Origin of the sequence: Pararhodobacter oceanensis (assembly GCF_003076755.1) — a bacterium.
In the GTDB taxonomy this organism is placed as follows: domain Bacteria; phylum Pseudomonadota; class Alphaproteobacteria; order Rhodobacterales; family Rhodobacteraceae; genus Pararhodobacter; species Pararhodobacter oceanensis.
The window spans coordinates 208,669-226,115 of the sequence record NZ_QDKM01000005.1 but is presented as its reverse complement, the minus strand read 5'-3'; the positions used below and the strand labels follow the sequence as shown (position 1 = coordinate 226,115).

At 61.2% G+C, this 17,447-nt stretch carries 15 protein-coding genes and 1 tRNA gene; 7 read left to right on the top strand and 9 right to left on the bottom strand.

Features of this window, described 5'->3' with window-relative positions:
• Positions 1-90: 90 nt before the first annotated feature.
• The 3 genes from DDE20_RS12870 (at position 91) to DDE20_RS12860 (ending at position 4,026) form a co-directional block, all read left to right on the top strand.
• Entirely contained in the window at positions 91-1,545 is a 1,455-nt protein-coding gene (locus tag DDE20_RS12870; protein ID WP_165814516.1) for an aldehyde dehydrogenase family protein, read from the top strand.
• A gap of 168 nt (positions 1,546-1,713) precedes the next feature.
• Entirely contained in the window at positions 1,714-2,907 is a 1,194-nt protein-coding gene (locus tag DDE20_RS12865; RefSeq protein WP_116558908.1) for a diaminopropionate ammonia-lyase, read from the top strand.
• 177 nt (positions 2,908-3,084) lie between these two features.
• Positions 3,085-4,026 carry a LysR substrate-binding domain-containing protein gene (locus DDE20_RS12860; protein ID WP_116558907.1) on the top strand — a complete coding sequence of 314 codons (942 nt, stop codon included), beginning with the start codon at positions 3,085-3,087 and terminating at the stop codon, positions 4,024-4,026.
• A 65-nt stretch (positions 4,027-4,091) separates the two neighbouring features.
• Here DDE20_RS12860 and DDE20_RS12855 read toward each other — a convergent pair whose 3' ends face one another.
• The 7 genes from DDE20_RS12855 to DDE20_RS12825 form a co-directional block, all read right to left on the bottom strand.
• On the bottom strand, positions 4,092-5,267 hold the full coding sequence (locus tag DDE20_RS12855; protein WP_116558906.1) for an alpha-hydroxy acid oxidase: 1,176 nt from the start codon (positions 5,265-5,267) through the stop codon (positions 4,092-4,094).
• A 2-nt stretch (positions 5,268-5,269) separates the two neighbouring features.
• The gene (locus tag DDE20_RS12850; RefSeq protein WP_116558905.1) at positions 5,270-6,286 is read right to left on the bottom strand and encodes a proline racemase family protein; all 1,017 of its coding nucleotides are present in this window, start codon (positions 6,284-6,286) and stop codon (positions 5,270-5,272) included.
• A 42-nt stretch (positions 6,287-6,328) separates the two neighbouring features.
• Entirely contained in the window at positions 6,329-7,609 is a 1,281-nt protein-coding gene (locus tag DDE20_RS12845; protein WP_116558904.1) for a TRAP transporter large permease, read from the bottom strand.
• Positions 7,606-8,142, bottom strand: a complete 537-nt coding sequence (locus tag DDE20_RS12840) for a TRAP transporter small permease (RefSeq protein ID WP_116558903.1) — start codon at positions 8,140-8,142, stop codon at positions 7,606-7,608. The genes DDE20_RS12845 and DDE20_RS12840 overlap by 4 nt, the downstream gene beginning before the upstream one ends.
• Before the next feature lie 40 nt (positions 8,143-8,182).
• Positions 8,183-9,181: a TRAP transporter substrate-binding protein gene (locus DDE20_RS12835; RefSeq protein WP_116558902.1), complete on the bottom strand. Its 999-nt coding sequence runs from the start codon at positions 9,179-9,181 to the stop codon at positions 8,183-8,185.
• A gap of 255 nt (positions 9,182-9,436) precedes the next feature.
• Positions 9,437-10,396, bottom strand: a complete 960-nt coding sequence (locus DDE20_RS12830) for a PDR/VanB family oxidoreductase (protein ID WP_116558901.1) — start codon at positions 10,394-10,396, stop codon at positions 9,437-9,439.
• Positions 10,397-10,539: 143 nt separating this feature from the next.
• Positions 10,540-11,235, bottom strand: coding sequence for a hypothetical protein (locus tag DDE20_RS12825; RefSeq protein WP_116558900.1), 696 nt, complete (start codon positions 11,233-11,235; stop codon positions 10,540-10,542).
• 438 nt (positions 11,236-11,673) lie between these two features.
• Here DDE20_RS12825 and DDE20_RS12820 point away from each other — a divergent pair, with 438 nt between their 5' ends.
• The 3 genes from DDE20_RS12820 to DDE20_RS12810 all read left to right on the top strand — a co-directional run bounded on the left by DDE20_RS12820 (position 11,674) and on the right by DDE20_RS12810 (position 14,843).
• Positions 11,674-12,768 carry a TRAP transporter substrate-binding protein gene (locus DDE20_RS12820; protein ID WP_116558899.1) on the top strand — a complete coding sequence of 365 codons (1,095 nt, stop codon included), beginning with the start codon at positions 11,674-11,676 and terminating at the stop codon, positions 12,766-12,768.
• 171 nt (positions 12,769-12,939) lie between these two features.
• Positions 12,940-13,470 carry a TRAP transporter small permease subunit gene (locus DDE20_RS12815; RefSeq protein ID WP_116558898.1) on the top strand — a complete coding sequence of 177 codons (531 nt, stop codon included), beginning with the start codon at positions 12,940-12,942 and terminating at the stop codon, positions 13,468-13,470.
• A gap of 26 nt (positions 13,471-13,496) precedes the next feature.
• Positions 13,497-14,843, top strand: a complete 1,347-nt coding sequence (locus DDE20_RS12810; RefSeq protein ID WP_116558989.1) for a TRAP transporter large permease — start codon at positions 13,497-13,499, stop codon at positions 14,841-14,843.
• Between the two features lie 301 nt (positions 14,844-15,144).
• On the opposite strand, the gene DDE20_RS12805 is transcribed toward DDE20_RS12810, so the two are convergent.
• Positions 15,145-15,231, bottom strand: a tRNA-Leu gene (locus tag DDE20_RS12805).
• A gap of 228 nt (positions 15,232-15,459) precedes the next feature.
• Here DDE20_RS12805 and DDE20_RS12800 point away from each other — a divergent pair.
• Positions 15,460-16,449, top strand: a complete 990-nt coding sequence (locus DDE20_RS12800; protein WP_116558897.1) for a complex I NDUFA9 subunit family protein — start codon at positions 15,460-15,462, stop codon at positions 16,447-16,449.
• Here the strand turns inward: DDE20_RS12800 and DDE20_RS12795 are convergent.
• On the bottom strand, positions 16,440-17,243 hold the full coding sequence (locus tag DDE20_RS12795; RefSeq protein ID WP_116558896.1) for an undecaprenyl-diphosphate phosphatase: 804 nt from the start codon (positions 17,241-17,243) through the stop codon (positions 16,440-16,442). The genes DDE20_RS12800 and DDE20_RS12795 overlap by 10 nt on opposite strands.
• Between the last annotated feature and the right edge of the window lie 204 nt (positions 17,244-17,447).

Here is a 17,447-nt window from a genome sequence, read left to right as displayed (position 1 = left end):
GTTGCCAATCCGTCAAACATTGTCGACAGTAATAATTATCTTGCATACACTCGCGTCATGGCTTTATGCAGTGATGAAAGGAGACCAAGTATGACCAACTCAATGATCCCCCTCGCCATTGGCGATGCCACCCTCACCGAGGCCAGCGGCGGTGTCGGCGAAACCCGCAACCCCGCCACCGGCGCTTTGCTCAGCCATTTCGCTATGGCCGGTGAGGTCGAAGTGAACATGGCGGTGAACGCCGCGCGCAAAGCCTTTGACGAGGGCGCATGGGGCCGCATGCGCCCGTTCGAGCGCGGGCGCATCCTGCAGCGGATCGGTGAATTGATGCTGGAACGCCGCGACGAGATCGCGCGGATCGAGACCGAAGACAGCGGCAAACCCCTGCGCGACGCCTATTGGGAAGTCGATTGCGCGGCGCGGTTCTTTGAATTCTACGGCGGTTTTGTCGACAAGATGCAGGGCAATTCGATCCCCTTGGGGCCGAATTACTCGGATTGGACCACCTTAGAGGGCATCGGGGTCAGCCTGCACATCATCCCGTGGAATTACTCGTTCCAGCTGATCGCGCGCGGTGTCGCACCGGCCTTGGCGGCGGGCTGTTCGGTGATCATCAAACCGGCGACGGAAACCCCGATGTCGGCGTGGAATTTCATCCAGATCTGCCGCGAAGCCGGTCTGCCCGAGGGTCAGGTCAACCTGATCAACGGCCGTGGCTCCGTGGTCGGCGACCTGCTGGCGCGTCACCCCGGTGTCGACCAGATCACCTTTACCGGCTCGGTGCCGACCGGCCAGCGAGTGCTTGAAGCCGCGGCCTCGCATGCGATCCCGTCGAACATGGAACTCGGTGGAAAATCAGCACAATTGCTGTTTGCCGACGCCGATATGGACGCCGCGATGCCGATGGTTCTGGGCGGTGTCTTCACCCATTGCGGACAGGTCTGTAACGCCGGCACGCGGCTGTTGGTGCAGCGCTCGGTGCATGACGAAGTGGTCTCGAAGCTGCACGACAAAATCAAGGGTATGACGTTGGGCGCCGGCATCGACGACCCCGACATGGGCCCGCTGGTCAGCAACGCGCAAAAGGCCAGTGTCGAGGAGTATTACGAGATCGCCGCCAAGGAAGGCGAGCTGTTGCTCGGCGCCGATCTGCCCGGCGATGCAGCCCTCGCCAATGGCGCTTTCGTGCGTCCAGCCATCGTCGCCGGTGTCGATAACACCGCCCGTGTCGCGCGCGAAGAGGTGTTCGGCCCGCTGCTCACTGTGATCCCCTTCGACACCGCCGAAGAGGCCGTGCAGATCGCCAATGATTCGCCCTTCGGGCTGGTTGCCGGTGTGCACACGCAGAACATCTCGAACGCGCTGGCCGCCGCCGAGCGTCTGCGCGTCGGGCAGGTCTGGATCAACAGCTTTGGCGTGGGTCTGGATGTCGAGTTCCCCTTCGGCGGCTACAAGCTTTCGGGCTTTGGCCGCGAGAAAGGGCTCGAGGCGATCTCGGCCTACCAGCAGGTGAAAAACATCTGCATCCGCCATCCCTTCGCCTAAAGCTTCCAGCCAAGGCCGCCACACAGGCGGCCTTGGCGCCAGCGCTGCGGGGCGCTACCCTGCGGCAAATCGTTACGACAGTAGGTCGACAATCGCAGACCCCCTGCACACAGTTTGGCGCAACCCCGCCGCTCACGCTGCGACTGCGCAACCGAAAGGATCTATGACATGCATGAACGTTTCCCCGCCACCGGCGTCCGTCACATCCCCTATGAGCGCCGCAGCGGCGATGCCTCCGAGCGAGTGATCAGCCGCGAAGCCTTCGCCACCGCCACTGCCGAGATCACCCAATGGGAGGGCTACGCGCCGACGCCTTTGGTGACGCTTTCGGCGCTGGCCAAGGAGATCGACGTCGCGGATATCTACTATAAGGACGAAGGCCCGCGCTTTGGTCTGGGCAGCTTCAAGGCGCTTGGCGGCGCCTATGCCGGTCTGCGCGTGTTGCAGCGCGAGATCAGCCGCAAACTGGGCCGCGAGGTGGCGCTGGCCGATATCCGCAACGGCAAACACAAGGAAGAAGCCGCCGGGATCACGCTGGTCTCGGCCACCGATGGCAACCACGGGCGTTCGCTCGCCTGGGGCTGCCAACGCTTTGGCGCGCCGTGCAAAATCTATATCCACGCGCTGGTCTCCGAGGGCCGCGCCGAGGCGATGCGCGCGCTTGGTGCCGAGGTGATCCGTATCGAAGGCGACTATGATGATTCGGTCGATCTGGCCAAATCCGAAGCCCAAGAGAACGGCTGGTTTGTGGTCTCCGACACCTCGTGGGAGGGGTATTCGCAGCCGCCGCGTGATGTGAAAGCGGGCTACGGCGTGATGGTGCAGGAAATATGCGACGCGCTCGACGCCGCGCCCACACATGTGTTCTTGCAGGGCGGCGTCGGCGGTCTGGCCGCCGGTGTCGCCGCCGCGCTGCGCCAGCATTACGGCGAGGACGCGCCGCGGGTGGTGATTGTCGAGCCCGAGCTTGCCGCCTGTTTGTTTGAAAGCGGTAAGGCCGGAAAACCGACCGCCTTTGCGATTCAGGAAGAAACGCTGATGGCGGGTCTGTCCTGCGGTGAACCCTCGGAACTCGCGTGGGAAATCCTCACCGAAGAGGCCAGCGATTTCGTCACCATCCCCGAGGAACTCGTCGCCCCTGCCGTGCGCCTGTTGGCCCGCCCCTTGGCTGGCGACACCCCGGTCGAGGCCGGTGAAAGCGCAGTCGCCGGTCTGGCGGCGCTGATCGCGGCGCGTCAGGACGAGACCTTGGCGGTGGATCTGGGGCTCGATATGTCGGCCCGCGTTTTGCTGATCGGCTCGGAAGGCGTCACCGATGCGGCGATTTTCGCGCGTATCATGGAGGAACAGGACGCGGCGTAGCCGGTCCTTGAGCGCAGGTTAGCAACACCAACGTCACCGCAGATATGCGGTGGCGTTTCGCGCTTTATGGGGCCGGTTTGCGGGCGCCCAGCGGGTTACCCGACAATCCGCTTGAACTTACCCCGCGCGCGTCGCCTAATTGCCGAGGGTGCATTGTCGCGCGCCACAGGAGGAGACATGCCGCAAGACAAAGCCGATGCCGCTCCGCGCCGCGAACCGCCGCCGCTCAAGGCCCTGCAGGCGTTCGATCTGTTTGGCCGCCTCCACAGCGTCGGCGAGACCGCCGAGGCGCTTGGCGTGACCTCCGGCGCGGTCAGCCAGCAGTTGCGCAAGCTTGAGGCGCATCTCGGGCTGCAACTGATCGAGCGGGCCGGAAACCAGATGCGGCTCACCTCTTGGGGGCAGATGTATCACGAGGATATCGCCAAGGCGTTTACCCTGATCCGCAGCGCCGAGGACAAGATCGACCAAGCCCGCGGGTATGGCACGATCACCCTGTCGACGCTGCCCTCTCTGGCGAACAAATGGCTCGGCCCCAGCCTGTGCGACTGGCAGGCGAAATTCCCCGATGCGAATGTGCGGCTGGTCAGCAGCGATGTTGAGCCGGATCTGGGGAATTCAGGCGTCGATTACCGGATCACCTACAGCCGCCGCATTGCCGGCCATGACCATTTTGTCGAATTGTTCACCGATTCCGTGGTGCCGGTCTGCGCGCCCGCGTTTCTGGCGCATTCCGGCGTCTATAGTGCCGAAGACCTGCTCGAACAGCCACTTCTGGGCATCGAATGGGATATGACCCTGCCGCCCGCACCGACATGGAGCGATTGGGCGCAAAGCATGGGCGTCACTCCGCGTGCGCCGCTGCGGGAACTGACCTTTTCGCATTCCTCGGTGGCAATTGACGCGGCGATCAGCGGACGCGGCGTGGCGCTGGGGCAGATAGCGATGATCTCGGAAGACCTGCGCACAGGACGGCTGATCATCCCGATTGACCATAGGCTACGCTTACAGGACGCCTATTATCTGGCGTGGGACCGGTCGAGTTTTTCGAAACCCTTCAGCCCGAAACTGCGCGACTGGATTATGTCGTTCTCACGGCCCAAAGCGTTCAAGGTCTAAGACGGGTGTGGAGCGGGCACGCGCACATATTGGCGCGCGCTCACGGGGCACGCGCCCAATCGAGCTCAATCGCGGACCATCTCGATCTCGCGCAGCCCGTCGATGCTGGTGCAGCCGATCTGGCCCATGCAGGTCTCGAGCTCATTGGACAACATGCCCAGCGCCGCCTCGACCCCCGCCTGCCCGCCAGCGCCCAGCCCGTAAAGCGTGGCGCGGCCGAAGAAGGCGCCGCGCGCGCCAAGAGACAGCGCTTTGGCGACATCCGAGCCCCGGCGAAACCCGCTGTCGGCGTAGATTTCGCAACTGTCGCCGACCGCGTCTTTGATTTGCGCGATCTGGTCCAGAGGCGTGGCTGATCCGTCAAGCTGCCGCCCGCCGTGGTTCGAGACCACAACGCCATCGGCCCCGGCCTGAACCGCGCGTTTGACGTCCTCGGGATGCATCAAACCCTTGATCACCAGCTTTCCGGGCCAATCCGCGCGCAGCTCTTCAATGCGCTGCCAATTCAGCGCGCGCTCCATCTGCTCCGAGATAAACCGCGCCCCATCCGCCGCCGACCATTGGCTTTTCGGCAGGAACTCGGTCAGGTTGCCGAAGATCGGGATGCCATGCGGCACCAGCACATCGAAAATCCAGCGCGGCTTCAGCGCGGTGTCGATCTTGTTGCGCCATGTCGGCACCTGCGGCTTGGAGAAATTCCGCCGATCGCTCTCGCGGTTGCCAAGGATCACCGCATCGGTGGTGATCACCAGCGTCGTGCAGCCCGCCGTATGGGCGCGCTCCATCAACCGTTTGCTGATCGCGCGGTCCTTGAGCACGTAAAGCTGGAACCAATGCTCGCCACCCTTCATCTCGGCGGCGATCTCTTCGATTGACGAGGTCGACATCGTGCTTTGAATGAACGGAATGCCGAATTTCGCCGCCGCGCGCGCCAGTTTCAGGTCGCCGTGGTGGGTCAGCATGCCGTTGTAGCCGGTCGGACAGATCGCAAACGGGCGTTTGACGCCGCGCCCGAAAAACTGTGTCGCAAGATCAATGCGCGACACATCCCGCAGCTGCCGTGGCACCAGACGGATCTGGCGAAAGCTGTTGCGGTTGGCGGCCATGGTCACCTGATCCTCGGCCCCGCCATCGACGTATTCAAACGCGAAATTGGGGATTCGGCGGCGGGCGAGCGTGCGGAGGTCCTCGATATTGAGGGCCTCCGACAGCCGGCGGATTTTGGGCGCGGCATTATTCATGGTTACAGCTGAGCGACGTCGTAGCCGCGGCCCACCGGATCGGTTGGGTCCATGAACCATTTGCCGAAACCGATCAGCTTCGAGCGGCCCTTGACCGTCGAGACCACACCGCGGTGGTTGCCGATCTTGGTCTCGCCGATCAATTCACCCTCAAAGGTGCCAAGGCCCAACATACCCTGCGCGCGCACCTTCTCGTTCATCTTGATCAACCCGCGGCCTTCCAGCATCGCCAGCATCGCCGAGGTGCCGGTGCCGCCCGGCGAGCGGTCGAGACTGCCATCGCGGTAGGCATGGACCCAGCGGTAATCGGCGTTATCGCCCGGTACTTCGTGGTAGAAGGTGACCAGGTCAATCTCGGTGATATGCGGCTTTTCGGGATGGGTCAGCTGGAAGCGCGCGTTGATCTGGTTCTTGATCACATTGCCCATATGGCCCAGCCATGCCGAATTCTCGGGGCTGACCTGCTTCACCGCCGGATCGAGCTTGACGGTGATGAAGTAGTTGCCGCCAAAGGCAATATCGACCTGGATGTCGCCCAGTTCGGGCACGGTCACGGTGATATCCTTTTCGGCCAGATAGCCGGGCACGTTCTGGAACCGGCAGCCGGTGATCTGGTCGCCTTCGGTGAACACCTCGGAGGTGACGATACCGGCGGGGGTTTCCAGACGCAGGCGGCTTTCACCGTCCTGACGCGGCAGCAGGTTGTTCGAGGCCATCAGCGTCGAGGTCGCAATCGTGCCATGTCCGCACATATCGCCGTAGCCGACGCAGTCGATCCAGATCACCCCGATATCGGCCTCGGGCGTCGAGGACGGAACGATGACGCCGCCGAACTGGTTATTATGACCGCGCGGCTCGCGCATGATACCGGCGCGGATCCAGTCGTAATGCTCTTTGAAATATTCGCGCTTGCCCAGAATATCGAGCCCGGCAGGGAAGTGGAACTGGTTGTTGATCAGCGCCGTCGTCATACCCTCGGTCTGGGTATACGAGACATCAACATAGGCGGCGACTTTCATGGTAAACTCCTATCAGTCAGGGAAGTGGGCCGGATTTCTCGCTCAGAGAAGACCGGCTTTTTGCGGAAGCCAAAGCACCGTTTGATACGGGAACAGGATGACGAGGCCGAGAATTCCACCCATCACCAGAATGAACCACAGATTGGCGCGGGTGATCGAAATCACATCGACGCGGGCCATCAGGCTGGTCAGGAACAGGGCCGAGGCCATCGGTGGTGTCTGCTGGCCAAGCCCCCAGCACATGATCAGCACCATGGCAAAGTGGATCGGCTCGATGCCCACCGAGATCGCGGTCGGCAGGAACAGCGGTACGACGATGAACATCATCGCGAACCCGTCAAGGAAGATGCCCAGAAGGATCATCACCAGCGACAGGGTGAAGAGCACGGCCAGCGGGCCCATATCGGCGGTGTTGAAATAGCCGGTGATGGTGGCGCTGAACTGCTGAAAGGTGAAGGTAAAGCCCAGCACATGCGCGGTGGCGGTGACGAACATCGTCGCGCCGGTCAGGATCGCGGCGTCGCGGATCGCATAGTAGAGCTTGAGCATGTTCAGCGTGCGCAGGATGAAGAAACCGGCGATGATCCCGTAGATACAGGCAATCCCCGCCGCCTCGGTGGCAGTAAACACGCCACCCAGAATGCCACCGATGATGATCAAGGGCATCAGTAGCGGCGGGATCGCGGCGACAAAGGCGCGCAGAAAGCGGCCAAGTTCGAATTTCTCTTCCACCGGATATTCGCGGATCACCGAGATGATCCAAGCGGCGATGATCAGGCCGAAACCGACCAACAGCCCCGGCACCACGCCGGCGATGAACAAGGCCCCTGTCGAGATCCCCATATAGGAGGCCAAGACCACCATCGGCAGGCTCGGCGGCAGCAGCACACCGATGGTCGAGGACGCAGCGGTGACGGCGGCGGTAAAGGCGCGGTCATAGCCGCGTTTGATCATATTGGGGATCATGATCCCGCCGACGGCTGCGGTGTCGGACATCGAGGTGCCGCTCATACCGGCAAACAACATGCTGGTGATCACATTGACCCCCGCCAGCCCGCCGCGCATCCGCCCGACCAGCGTCGCAGCGAAATCAACCAAGCGGCGCGAGATATCCGCTTGGTTCATCAGCGAACCCGCAAAGATAAACAGGGGCACCGCAAGGAAGGGGAATTTATTGGTGCCTTGGTAAATCCGCTGCACCGCGACCAGCATGCTGACATCCGCATACCAGAGGATAATAATCGAGATGGTGGACAGGGCGAAGGCAATCGGCATGCCGATTCCAATCGCGACCAACAGGCCTCCGAAAGCCGCGAACATCATGTCTGAAGACCCTTTTCTGCGTCCATTTCCTCGCCAAAGCCGGGCAGCGTGAAGTCAAACGTCTCGGCCTCGCCCTCGGTGAAGAATTTCCAAATGCCCAAGACGAGATCCGCGATCACCTGAAGGGTCATCGCAAACCCGCAGATCGGCACGACGATGTAAAGATAGACCACCGGCACCCGCAGGATATCAGTGGCGGAGCCGGAAAAACGGAACGCGTATTCCCAGCCCCAGATCGTCATCACGACGGTGGTGATGGCAATGCCAGACTTTGCCACCAGAAAGCAGATGAACCGGATATTCCGCGGTAGCGCCTCGACGATGACCGTCACCCGCAGATGACTGCTGGTCCGCGTTGCCAAGAACCCGCCCACAAAGGTGATGTAGACCAAAACGATCTGCAAAAACTCATATGACCAGCCAATGGACCCGCCCAGCGCATAGCGCGAGACCACCTCGGCGAAACCGACGACAGTGGCGATGACGATCAACGCCCCCACTGCGACTTCGAGTAGTTTGTCGAATATCCACATGGTTCACTTTCCTCCCAAACCGTTAATCAGCGGATTCCGATCAATGCGTGTTCTGGATACTGGTCAGCAGCGCACGCGCGGTCTCGGCATCCTCGTCCGACATTGTGTTGCTGATCATTTCCATATGCAGCGGCTGCGCGGCGGCCATGAAAGCAGCGACATCGGCGGTGTTCACCTCCATGCCGCGCGCGATCGCCCGCTCTTCGGCCTCGGCATCGGCCTGGGCACCGTAGGCCACCGATTCCTCACCCGAGATCCGCCCGCATTCCCGCACCACCACGCGCAGATCCTGCGGCAGCGAGTCGTAGGCTTGCTCGGACATCACCAGATAGCTGACGCCGTAGACATGCGAGGTGAACGACAGGTAGTTCTGCACCTCGAAGAGATTGGCATCCTCGACATAGAGTGCGGGGTTTTCCTGCCCGTCATAGACGCCGGTTTGCAGCGCCGAATAGACCTCGGACCAGGGCAGCGCCGAGGCGTTCGCACCGAGCGATTGGAACAGCATGATGCGGCTCAGGTCGCTGGGCGTGCGCAGCTTGATACCTTCCAGATCGGCGGGTGTATGGATCGGGCGCACATTGTTGGTGATTTGGCGGAAACCGCCTTCCCAATAGCCAATCGCAATCACATTGCGCGCAGCCAGACGCTCGGCGACGAAACTGCCCACCGGCCCATGCATCACGCGGTCGACATGGTCACGGTCGCGGAAGATATAAGGCAGCGTGAACACCGACAGCAGCGGATCCACGGTGACGATCGGCGACACCACCTGCGTGAAGTCGATCAGATTGGTGCGGATCGATTCCAGATTGTCGGTCTGGTTGCCCAAAGCGCCCGACGGGAAGATGGTGATATTGATCCGCTCGTTGCTGCCCTCTTGCACACAATTGGCGAAGGCCTGTGTCGCTTGGCCACCGATGCTTTGCGGGGCTTCGACATTGGCGAATTTGAACTCGAATTCGGCGGCGACGGCCGGAACAACCGCCATGGCCGAAACCAGCGCGGTTGCCGCAGTGAGTTTGCTGAAGAATTTCATAGATGGTCTTCCTCGTGTTGGTGGGGATGGCGGTGTTTTTCCACTCGCTCAATTTGCGCACACTGACTATCAAATTACACGCAATTCAGGTGACTCTGCATACAGCCATCCAGCCTGTCAACAGTTTTGAACCTGCATAAGCCATTGATTTCAAAGCGTGTCTCTGGTGTTTCTCTGGAATTTAGGGAACGCCGAAAACCCCCTCCCGCGGAGGGGAGGAGGTATAAAAATCATCGCCGGATCGGGGGTTTTACATCACAGGTCGAGCACCAGAAGATCCGATTTCGAGCGCGACACACAGACCAGCATCATCTTGCCCGAGGCGCGATCTGCGTCGGACAGGACGTCATCTTGATGATCCGGCTCACCGGCCAGAACATTGACCAGACAGGTGCCACAAATCCCTGCCGTGCAGGAATTGGTGACCTCGTGACCGGCGTCTTGCAGCACGTCGAGCAGGCTTTCATCGGGCGGCACATAGATCCGCTCACCCGATTGCGCCAGCTGCACCTCGAAGCCACCGGGCTCGGCGGTGATCTTTTGCTTGGGCGCAAATCGCTCGCGGTGCAGCCTGCCCGCAGGCCAAGACGCGCATTGCGCTTCGACCGCGTCGATCAGCGGGCCGGGACCGCAGACATAGGCATGGGCGCCATCGTCATCGGCGCCAAGATAGCCGCCCAGATCCAGCAGACCGACCTCATCTTGCGGGGCGATTGTCACCTTGTCGCCAAACCGCGCGAGGTCGTCCAGAAACGCCATCGTGTTGCGTGAACGCCCGCCATAGAGCAGCGACCAGGATTTACCCGCTGCCTCGGCCTCATGAATCATCGCCAGAATCGGGGTGATACCGATGCCACCGGCGACAAATTTGTAATGTTCGGCCTCGGCCAGTTTGAAATTGTTGCGCGGCTGCGAGACGCGGATGCGGTCGCCGGCTTTGATATGCCCGTGCAGATAGGCCGAGCCGCCGCGCCCCTCGCGCTCATGCAGGATCGAAATCCGCCATGTGCTGCAATCTTGCGCGTCACCGCAGAGCGAATACTGCCGCACCAGCCCGTTCGGCAGGATCACATCGATATGGGCTCCTGCCTGCCATGTCGGCAGCGCCGTGCCATCGGGCGCGCGCAGGATCAGCGAGACCACGCCCTCGGCTTCCTGCGTGATCTGCGCGATCTCGACCTCGAGCTGCGCGGCAGAAACGATGCTGTCTTCCATTATCATGGCGATCCTCAATGCTGGGTGAAATAGCCCTTCGCCGGACAGTTTTGGCGAAGGGCAAGTGCGACGCTATAGGGAGGCAAGCGTCAGCGACGGGTCCCGCATGCGGTGCGCGGCGGGCCCCGTTTGCGGTGCGGCGGTTACTGCGCCGCCATGCTTTCAGCGACCGATTCCGGCGTGAAAGTCTTCCACGCGATGTCGCGCATGCCGCGCATCGCGCGCAGGATTTCCTCGCGGTCGTGGTCGGTTTTCGCGTAATCGGCCAGGATCTGGGTGCCCAGACCGACGTGGAATTTCTCGTCGATGGCGATCTTTTTGTAGACTTTCACCACCGTATCGAAGCCGAATTTCTCGCCCGCTTCAAAGGTCGGCTCAAAGCTGCCCGAGGCCGAGGTTTCCGACAGGTTCCACGCGGCAATCGCGGCCAGCGGGTGACGGTCGAGGCACTCCCAGAGAAAGTCGCTCCACGGCTTCGCCGATTCCGGCACCGAGGTCGGCACCGTGCCGCCCAGCGATTCAATCACCCGGCCGACGTCTTCGTAATGCTCGGCCTCTTGGAACGACTGTTTGGCCAATAGCGTGATATGCTTGCGCGAGAACTGCATGCCGTAGCGGCGGATCTGTTCATTGAGCAGGAACACATAGTCGATTTCGCGCCATGCCCGTGGCTCCAGCCATGCGGCCAGAATCTTCGGATCGGGGTTCTCGGCATATTTATCAAAGAAAGACACCGTCGCCTGGCGGGTGTTCTCGACCACCGCATCCAGCATCGCGTCGACTTCCTCGCGGATGCCGGTCAGACCGTCCCCACCCCTGACTTGACGCACATCAACCATTTGCTTTCCTCCGTGAGTTTTCCTTCGGTCGGCCCTATGGCCACCGTCACAAACAGCAGGCCTGTGAAGATGCAGACCCGACTTACCTTTAGTGTTACGGCCCCGCCTGACCTCGGGGAAGCGAGGGAAACTGGCTTGCAGTTTAGAAAAGCTAAATCCGCGCGCGGAGGGGCTGGCGAAAGGAGCGCAAACCGCATAGATCTTTGCAAATCGGGACGCTGAAACAGATGCCGAATCCCATACATATTGTTATTAATTAGTAACTTAACCCACAAAGCAGTGTGTTTGACGGGCAGAAAACCCGTGCAAACGGCGCGCATGGGGCGAAAATTAATAATTTAGCGTATTCACAGATAATACAAAATGTCACATGCTGTATGCACGGGAGCGATGGGTCGCGCACAATACGCGCCCCAGTGAACAACAGGGAGACTATGTATGAAACGTCGTCAGTTTATTCAGGGCGCCGGTGTCGCGGCGCTGGGCAGCGCCGCTGCCGCCCCCGCCATTGCGCAGGACACACGGCGCTGGCGTCTGGTCCATGCCTACCCCAAGGGCTATCCGATCTACGGTATTGCACCAGATATTTTTGCCGAATTCGTCAACGCGGCCTCGGGCGGACGGCTCAATGTGCAGGTCTTTGGCGCCGGTGAAGTGGTCCCCGCCTTCGAGACCATCGACGCGGTCAGCAATGGCACCGCACAGATCGGCTTTGGCACCTCCTACTACTGGAAGGGCAAGGTTCCGGCGCTGCAATTCGTCACCGGCATGCCCTTTGGCCTGACCGCACAGGAGCAGAACGCATGGTTCGCCTCGGGCGGCCAAGAGCTGACCCAGCGCGCCTATGACGAGCTGAACTGCAAGTTCTTCGTCGCGGGCAATTCGGGCACCCAGATGGGCGGCTGGTTCAACCGCGAGATCAACTCGGTCGATGATCTCAGCGGCCTCAAGATGCGTATTCCGGGGCTCGGCGGCGAGGTGCTCAACCAGCTTGGCACCACCATTGTCAACCTGCCAGGCGGCGAGCTGCTGCCGTCGATGCAATCGGGCGCCATCGACGCCTGCGAATGGATCGGCCCCTATCTGGATATGGCCTTCGGCTTCCACCGCGTCGCCAGCTATTACTACTATCCGGGCTGGCAGGAACCCTCGGGGATCAATGATCTGTTCATCAACCTTGATGAATGGAACGACCTGCCTGAAGATCTGCAAGCAATCGTCGCCGCCGGTGCCGAGAAGATGAACAATTATGTTCTCAACCAGATGATGGTGCGCAACCCCGAAGCGCTGCGCGCCTTGGTCGATGAAGGCGTCGAATTGCGCCGTTTCAGCGACGACACGCTGGTCTCGCTGGCCAATACCACCGGCACAATGCTCAACGATCTCGCCTCGCAAGACCCGCTGAGCCGCGAGATCCTCGACAGCCTGCTGACCTTCCGCGACAAATCGCTGAGCAACACCGATATCAGCGAACGCGCGGTGATGCAGGCGCGGGCGCTCGATTATGAATACGGCGCGTTGAGTGGCAACTAACACTCTGCCCGCAATTGGGCAGAGGTGATGCAAAAAGGGTTCGACAGGGCGCGGAAATCCTGCACTCTGTCGATCCCGCGCGGCTTAGCCCGATGGGCCTAACCCGCCGCGATCGCGCCGGCGTCACAGTGACGTGACCGGCGCATGACCAGATTTCAAAGGGAGTGAAGGATGAACAGGCTTGCCACGATTGCCGACCGGATCGACCGCAGCGTAGATCTATTGGGCCACGCGCTGTCATGGCTGATTGGCCTCACCGTTGTGACCTGCGCCGCTGTCGCCGTATTGCGCTATACGCTGGGCGTCGGCTGGGGCTGGATGCAGGATCTCTACCTTTGGGCGAATGCCGTCGCCTTCATGATGGCCGCTGGTCCGGCGTTTCTGCTTGGCCGCCACGTGCGGGTGGATTTCCTTTATGGCGCGTTCAGCCTTCGCGGAAAGGCACGGGTGGATCTATACGGCACCTTGTTCCTGCTGTTCCCCACAGTGATTGCGATTGCCTGGCTGTGTTATCCCTATGTGCTGGATTCCTGGAAACGCTGGGAGGGCACGCTGAATGTCGGCGGCATGCCCGGCGTCTATTTGATTAAATCGGTGCTGGTGCTGTTTTGCATTCCCCTCGCAGCGCATGGCGTCTCGATGGTGATCCGCAGCTATCTGAGCCTGCACGGCACCTCGAACGACAAAGAGAATGACCAGTGATCGCACCTGAACTGATCGGGATTCTGATGTTTCCCGCCGTGATCGCCGTGCTGCTGCTCGGCTATCCGGTCGCCTTTACCCTCAGCGGTGTCGCTATCGGTTTCGCCGTATTCGGCTGGGGCTTTGACATTATCGACCTCGCGCTGATGAACAGCGTGCCGTCGCGGATCTACGGGATTATGACCAACCTTGTGTTTGTCGCGATCCCGCTATTCGTGTTCATGGGCGTGGTGCTCGAGCGCTCGCGGATCGCCGAGGACTTGCTGCTGGTTCTGGGCGCCTTGTTCGGACGGATGCGCGGCGGCCTGGGCCTCTCGGTGATCTTTGTCGGCGCCTTGATGGCCGCCTCTACCGGCGTGGTTGGTGCCAGCGTGGTCACTATGGGGCTGCTGAGCCTGCCGGCGATGATGCGCGCGGGCTATGACAAAAAGCTCGCCGCCGGGGTGATCTGCACCTCGGGCACTTTGGGCCAGATCATACCGCCCTCGACGGTGCTGATCCTGCTTGCCGATATCCTGCAGGGGGCGAATTCACAGGCGCAGATGGCCAAGGGCAATTTCGCGCCCGAGCCGATCTCGGTGGTGGAACTCTTCGCCGGTGCCTTCATCCCCGGATTGATGCTGGTCGGCCTCTATGCGCTTTACATGATCTATGTGGCGATTTTCCGTGGCGAGAAATGCCCTGCGCTGGAACCCGAAGAGGATGCAGCCCATCTTGGCCGCCGCGTACTCAAGGCGCTGCTGGCGCCGCTGGCGCTGATTGGTGCGGTGCTCGGCTCGATCCTGATGGGGCTCGCCACCGCCACCGAGGCCGCCGCCATCGGGGCCATCGGTGCGGTGCTGCTGGCCGCGTTGCAGGGCAAGCTCAACCTGAAACTGATGCGCGAAGCGATGCATTCGACGCTGATGATGTCCTCGATGATCTTCCTGATCCTGATCGGCGCCTCGCTGTTCTCTTTGGTGTTCCGCATGTATGACGGTGACCAGTTGGTCGAGGCCTTCCTCCACGGCATGCCCGGTGGTGTGTTCTCGGCGATGCTGTTTGTGATGCTGGTTATCTTTGTGCTCGGCTTTGTGCTGGATTTCATCGAGATCATGTTTTTGGTGCTGCCGATTGTCGCCCCGATCATGCTGATGTTCGACATCTCGCCGATCTGGTTCGGGATCATGATCGCGGTCAACCTGCAGACCAGCTTCCTGACCCCGCCGTTTGGCTTCTCGCTGTTCTACCTACGCTCGGTGGCCCCGCCCGAGATCAAGACCACCGACATCTACCGCGGGGTGATCCCCTTTGTCGGACTGCAGATGCTGGGTCTAGCGCTGCTGGCGGGTTTCCCCGCCTTGGCGACTTGGCTGCCGGCGGTGTTGTTCTGAGGCGCTAGAATTCTGTTTGGCCCGGGGGCACCCCGGGCCGCGCCCCCCCCGGGAGGGCGCTTTGGCGATGTGGCGTGCGGCTCGGACGCGACCAATGCTTTTAAGCGCAGCGCGTTGTGGAAGGCTTGCAAGCGCCCACCCATGGTCGGGCGCGTCCCTTCGCACTTGGCTCAAAGGATTGAGAGCAAACGGGCGCTTGCCAAAATCCCCAATGATTTCCAGCCCACCAAACCACAAAAAAAACCCGCACAACCGGCGGGTTAAAACAAACACAGATTTTACCGAAGTCTTATCTTGCAAATGGTGCCCAGGAGAGGACTCGAACCTCCACTTCCTTACGGAAACTAGCACCTGAAGCTAGCGCGTCTACCAATTCCGCCACCTGGGCAGGCTGCGTGAGCGGGTGATTAGCCCTGACGCGCGTGGGTGTCAACGGCGATCTTTCAAAAAACCTCCTCGCGGTCAAAGATATCGTCGACGCCGCGCAAAGATGTCGCGTCACCGGCTGGGCGCCGGTCTTGCTTTGGGCTTGTTTGCCTGCGCGCTGGAAGGTATTGACCGAAGATAAGCGATGCACTTTAGCGATGCACTTAAGCGATGTACTTCGGAGGGCGAGATGACAAAACTGGTCACGATCCTGGGCGGCTCGGGCTTTGTCGGGCGCTATGTGGCCCGGCGGATGGCGCGGGCTGGTTGGCGTGTGCGTGTGGCGACCCGTCGGCCCAATGAACGCATGTATGTGCGCACCTACGGCGATGTCGGTCAGGTCGAGCCGATCCTGTGCAACATCCGCGATGACGCTTCGGTGAGCGCGGCGATTGCCGGTGCCGATGCGGTGGTGAACTGCGCGGGCATCCTGCTGGAAAGCGGCAAGAACTCGTTTGACGCGGTGCAGGTCGAAGGCGCGGCGCGGGTGGCGCGGTTTGCAGCGCTGCACGGGGTGCCGCAACTGGTGCATATCTCGGCGATCGGCGCCGATGCGAATTCCGACAGCGACTATGCGCGCAGCAAAGCCGAGGGCGAGGCCGCGGTGCTGGAGCATTTCCCCTCTGCGGTGATCCTGCGCCCGTCGATCATGTTCGGCACCGAGGACCAGTTCTTTAACCGCTTCGCCGGAATGGTGCGTTTCGCGCCGGTGCTGCCGATTGCAGGCGCCGACTCGCGGTTCCAGCCGGTCTATGTCGATGACACCGCGCAGGCAGCGGCCAAAGCGGCGATGGGTCAGGTCGAGGCCGGTGTCTATGAACTCGGCGGGCCGGATATCGAGACCTTCCGCGAGCTGATGCAGCGCATGCTTGACGAGATCCGCCGCAAGCGGGTGATCGTCAACCTGCCGGGTTTTGTCGCGCGGATCATCGCAAGGCTGCTCGGCGCGGCGCAGTTCCTCACTGCCGGATTGTTCACCAATTCCACGCTGACGCTGGACCAGATCAAGAATTTGGGCCGCGACAATGTGGTCTCTGAGGGCGCCAAGGGCTTTGCAGAGCTGGGCATCACCCCGACGCCGATGGAACTGATCCTGCCCGATTACCTCTGGCGCTTCCGCCCCACCGGCCAATACACCGCGATCAACGAATCCGCCGCCAGCCTGCGCTCTCAGGAATAAGCCAATACCAATAGCAGCACGCCCAGAATGATCCGGTAGATCACATAGGGCGTGTAGCTGACCGAGCGCAGCAGCCGCATCATCAGGCTCAGCGCCAGCAGCGCGGCGACAAAGGCCAGCGCGGCGGCGATACTGCCGTCGATCAGCACCTCTGCGCTCAGTGATCCGACCAGCCCCAGTGCGGTCAGCCCCGCCGAGGCGATGATCGTCGGGATCGACATCAGCATCGACAGCCGCGCCGCCTCCTGCCGCTCGAATCCCAGTATTCGCGCGCCGGTGATGGTGATGCCCGAGCGCGAGGTGCCCGGGATCAGTGCCACCGCCTGCCAGAGCCCCAGGATCACCGCGTCGCGCAAGGTCCAGCCCTCGGCTTGGCGGGTTTCTGCGCCGCGCCGGTCAGCGATATAGAGCACGATCCCGAAGACCAGCATCGCCCAGCCGATCACCGCGATGCTGCGGAACTGATCGACCAATCCGGTCACTTTCAGCAGCAGGCCGACGACCATCACCGGAATCGTCGAGATGATCAGCAAAAGCGCCATCCGCGCGCCGGTTGATTCGGCACGCCCGCGCAGCAACTCGGGCAATCCGCGGAAAATCTGCGCCATATCGCGGTGGAAAAACAGCATCACCGCGAACAAAGTGCCGACATGCACCGCCACATCGATCACCAGCCCCTGATCCGCCATGCCGGTCAGTTCCGGCAGCAAGATCAGATGCCCCGAGGAGGAGATCGGCAGGAACTCGGTCACGCCTTGGATGACGGCCAAAATAATCAAATGAAACAAAGTCATGGAAAACCGCGTTTTGAAAGGTTTGGCGCAGACTACAGGCTTTTGGGGAAAGCGAAATGCGATAATTGGGTATCATATGCTGACCTATTATCACGTTTTTTCTTGCGCGGCACTCTGGGCCAAGTATAAATATGGGTAATTAGGTAAACTATGTTGACCGATATTGCCCGACCTCGTGCAATTATCCAGCGCAGCACACAGGGA

Coding starts and splice junctions, on each gene's coding strand:
- DDE20_RS12865 (WP_116558908.1), top strand. CDS start 1,714: ATGCATGAACGTTTCCCCGCCACCGGCGTCCGTCACATCCCCTATGAG.
- DDE20_RS12800 (WP_116558897.1), top strand. CDS start 15,460: ATGACAAAACTGGTCACGATCCTGGGCGGCTCGGGCTTTGTCGGGCGC.
- DDE20_RS12860 (WP_116558907.1), top strand. CDS start 3,085: ATGCCGCAAGACAAAGCCGATGCCGCTCCGCGCCGCGAACCGCCGCCG.
- DDE20_RS12840 (WP_116558903.1), bottom strand. CDS start 8,142: ATGTGGATATTCGACAAACTACTCGAAGTCGCAGTGGGGGCGTTGATC.
- DDE20_RS12795 (WP_116558896.1), bottom strand. CDS start 17,243: ATGACTTTGTTTCATTTGATTATTTTGGCCGTCATCCAAGGCGTGACC.
- DDE20_RS12850 (WP_116558905.1), bottom strand. CDS start 6,286: ATGAAAGTCGCCGCCTATGTTGATGTCTCGTATACCCAGACCGAGGGT.
- DDE20_RS12870 (WP_165814516.1), top strand. CDS start 91: ATGACCAACTCAATGATCCCCCTCGCCATTGGCGATGCCACCCTCACC.
- DDE20_RS12820 (WP_116558899.1), top strand. CDS start 11,674: ATGAAACGTCGTCAGTTTATTCAGGGCGCCGGTGTCGCGGCGCTGGGC.
- DDE20_RS12830 (WP_116558901.1), bottom strand. CDS start 10,396: ATGGAAGACAGCATCGTTTCTGCCGCGCAGCTCGAGGTCGAGATCGCG.
- DDE20_RS12845 (WP_116558904.1), bottom strand. CDS start 7,609: ATGATGTTCGCGGCTTTCGGAGGCCTGTTGGTCGCGATTGGAATCGGC.
- DDE20_RS12825 (WP_116558900.1), bottom strand. CDS start 11,235: ATGGTTGATGTGCGTCAAGTCAGGGGTGGGGACGGTCTGACCGGCATC.
- DDE20_RS12855 (WP_116558906.1), bottom strand. CDS start 5,267: ATGAATAATGCCGCGCCCAAAATCCGCCGGCTGTCGGAGGCCCTCAAT.
- DDE20_RS12815 (WP_116558898.1), top strand. CDS start 12,940: ATGAACAGGCTTGCCACGATTGCCGACCGGATCGACCGCAGCGTAGAT.
- DDE20_RS12810 (WP_116558989.1), top strand. CDS start 13,497: ATGTTTCCCGCCGTGATCGCCGTGCTGCTGCTCGGCTATCCGGTCGCC.
- DDE20_RS12835 (WP_116558902.1), bottom strand. CDS start 9,181: ATGAAATTCTTCAGCAAACTCACTGCGGCAACCGCGCTGGTTTCGGCC.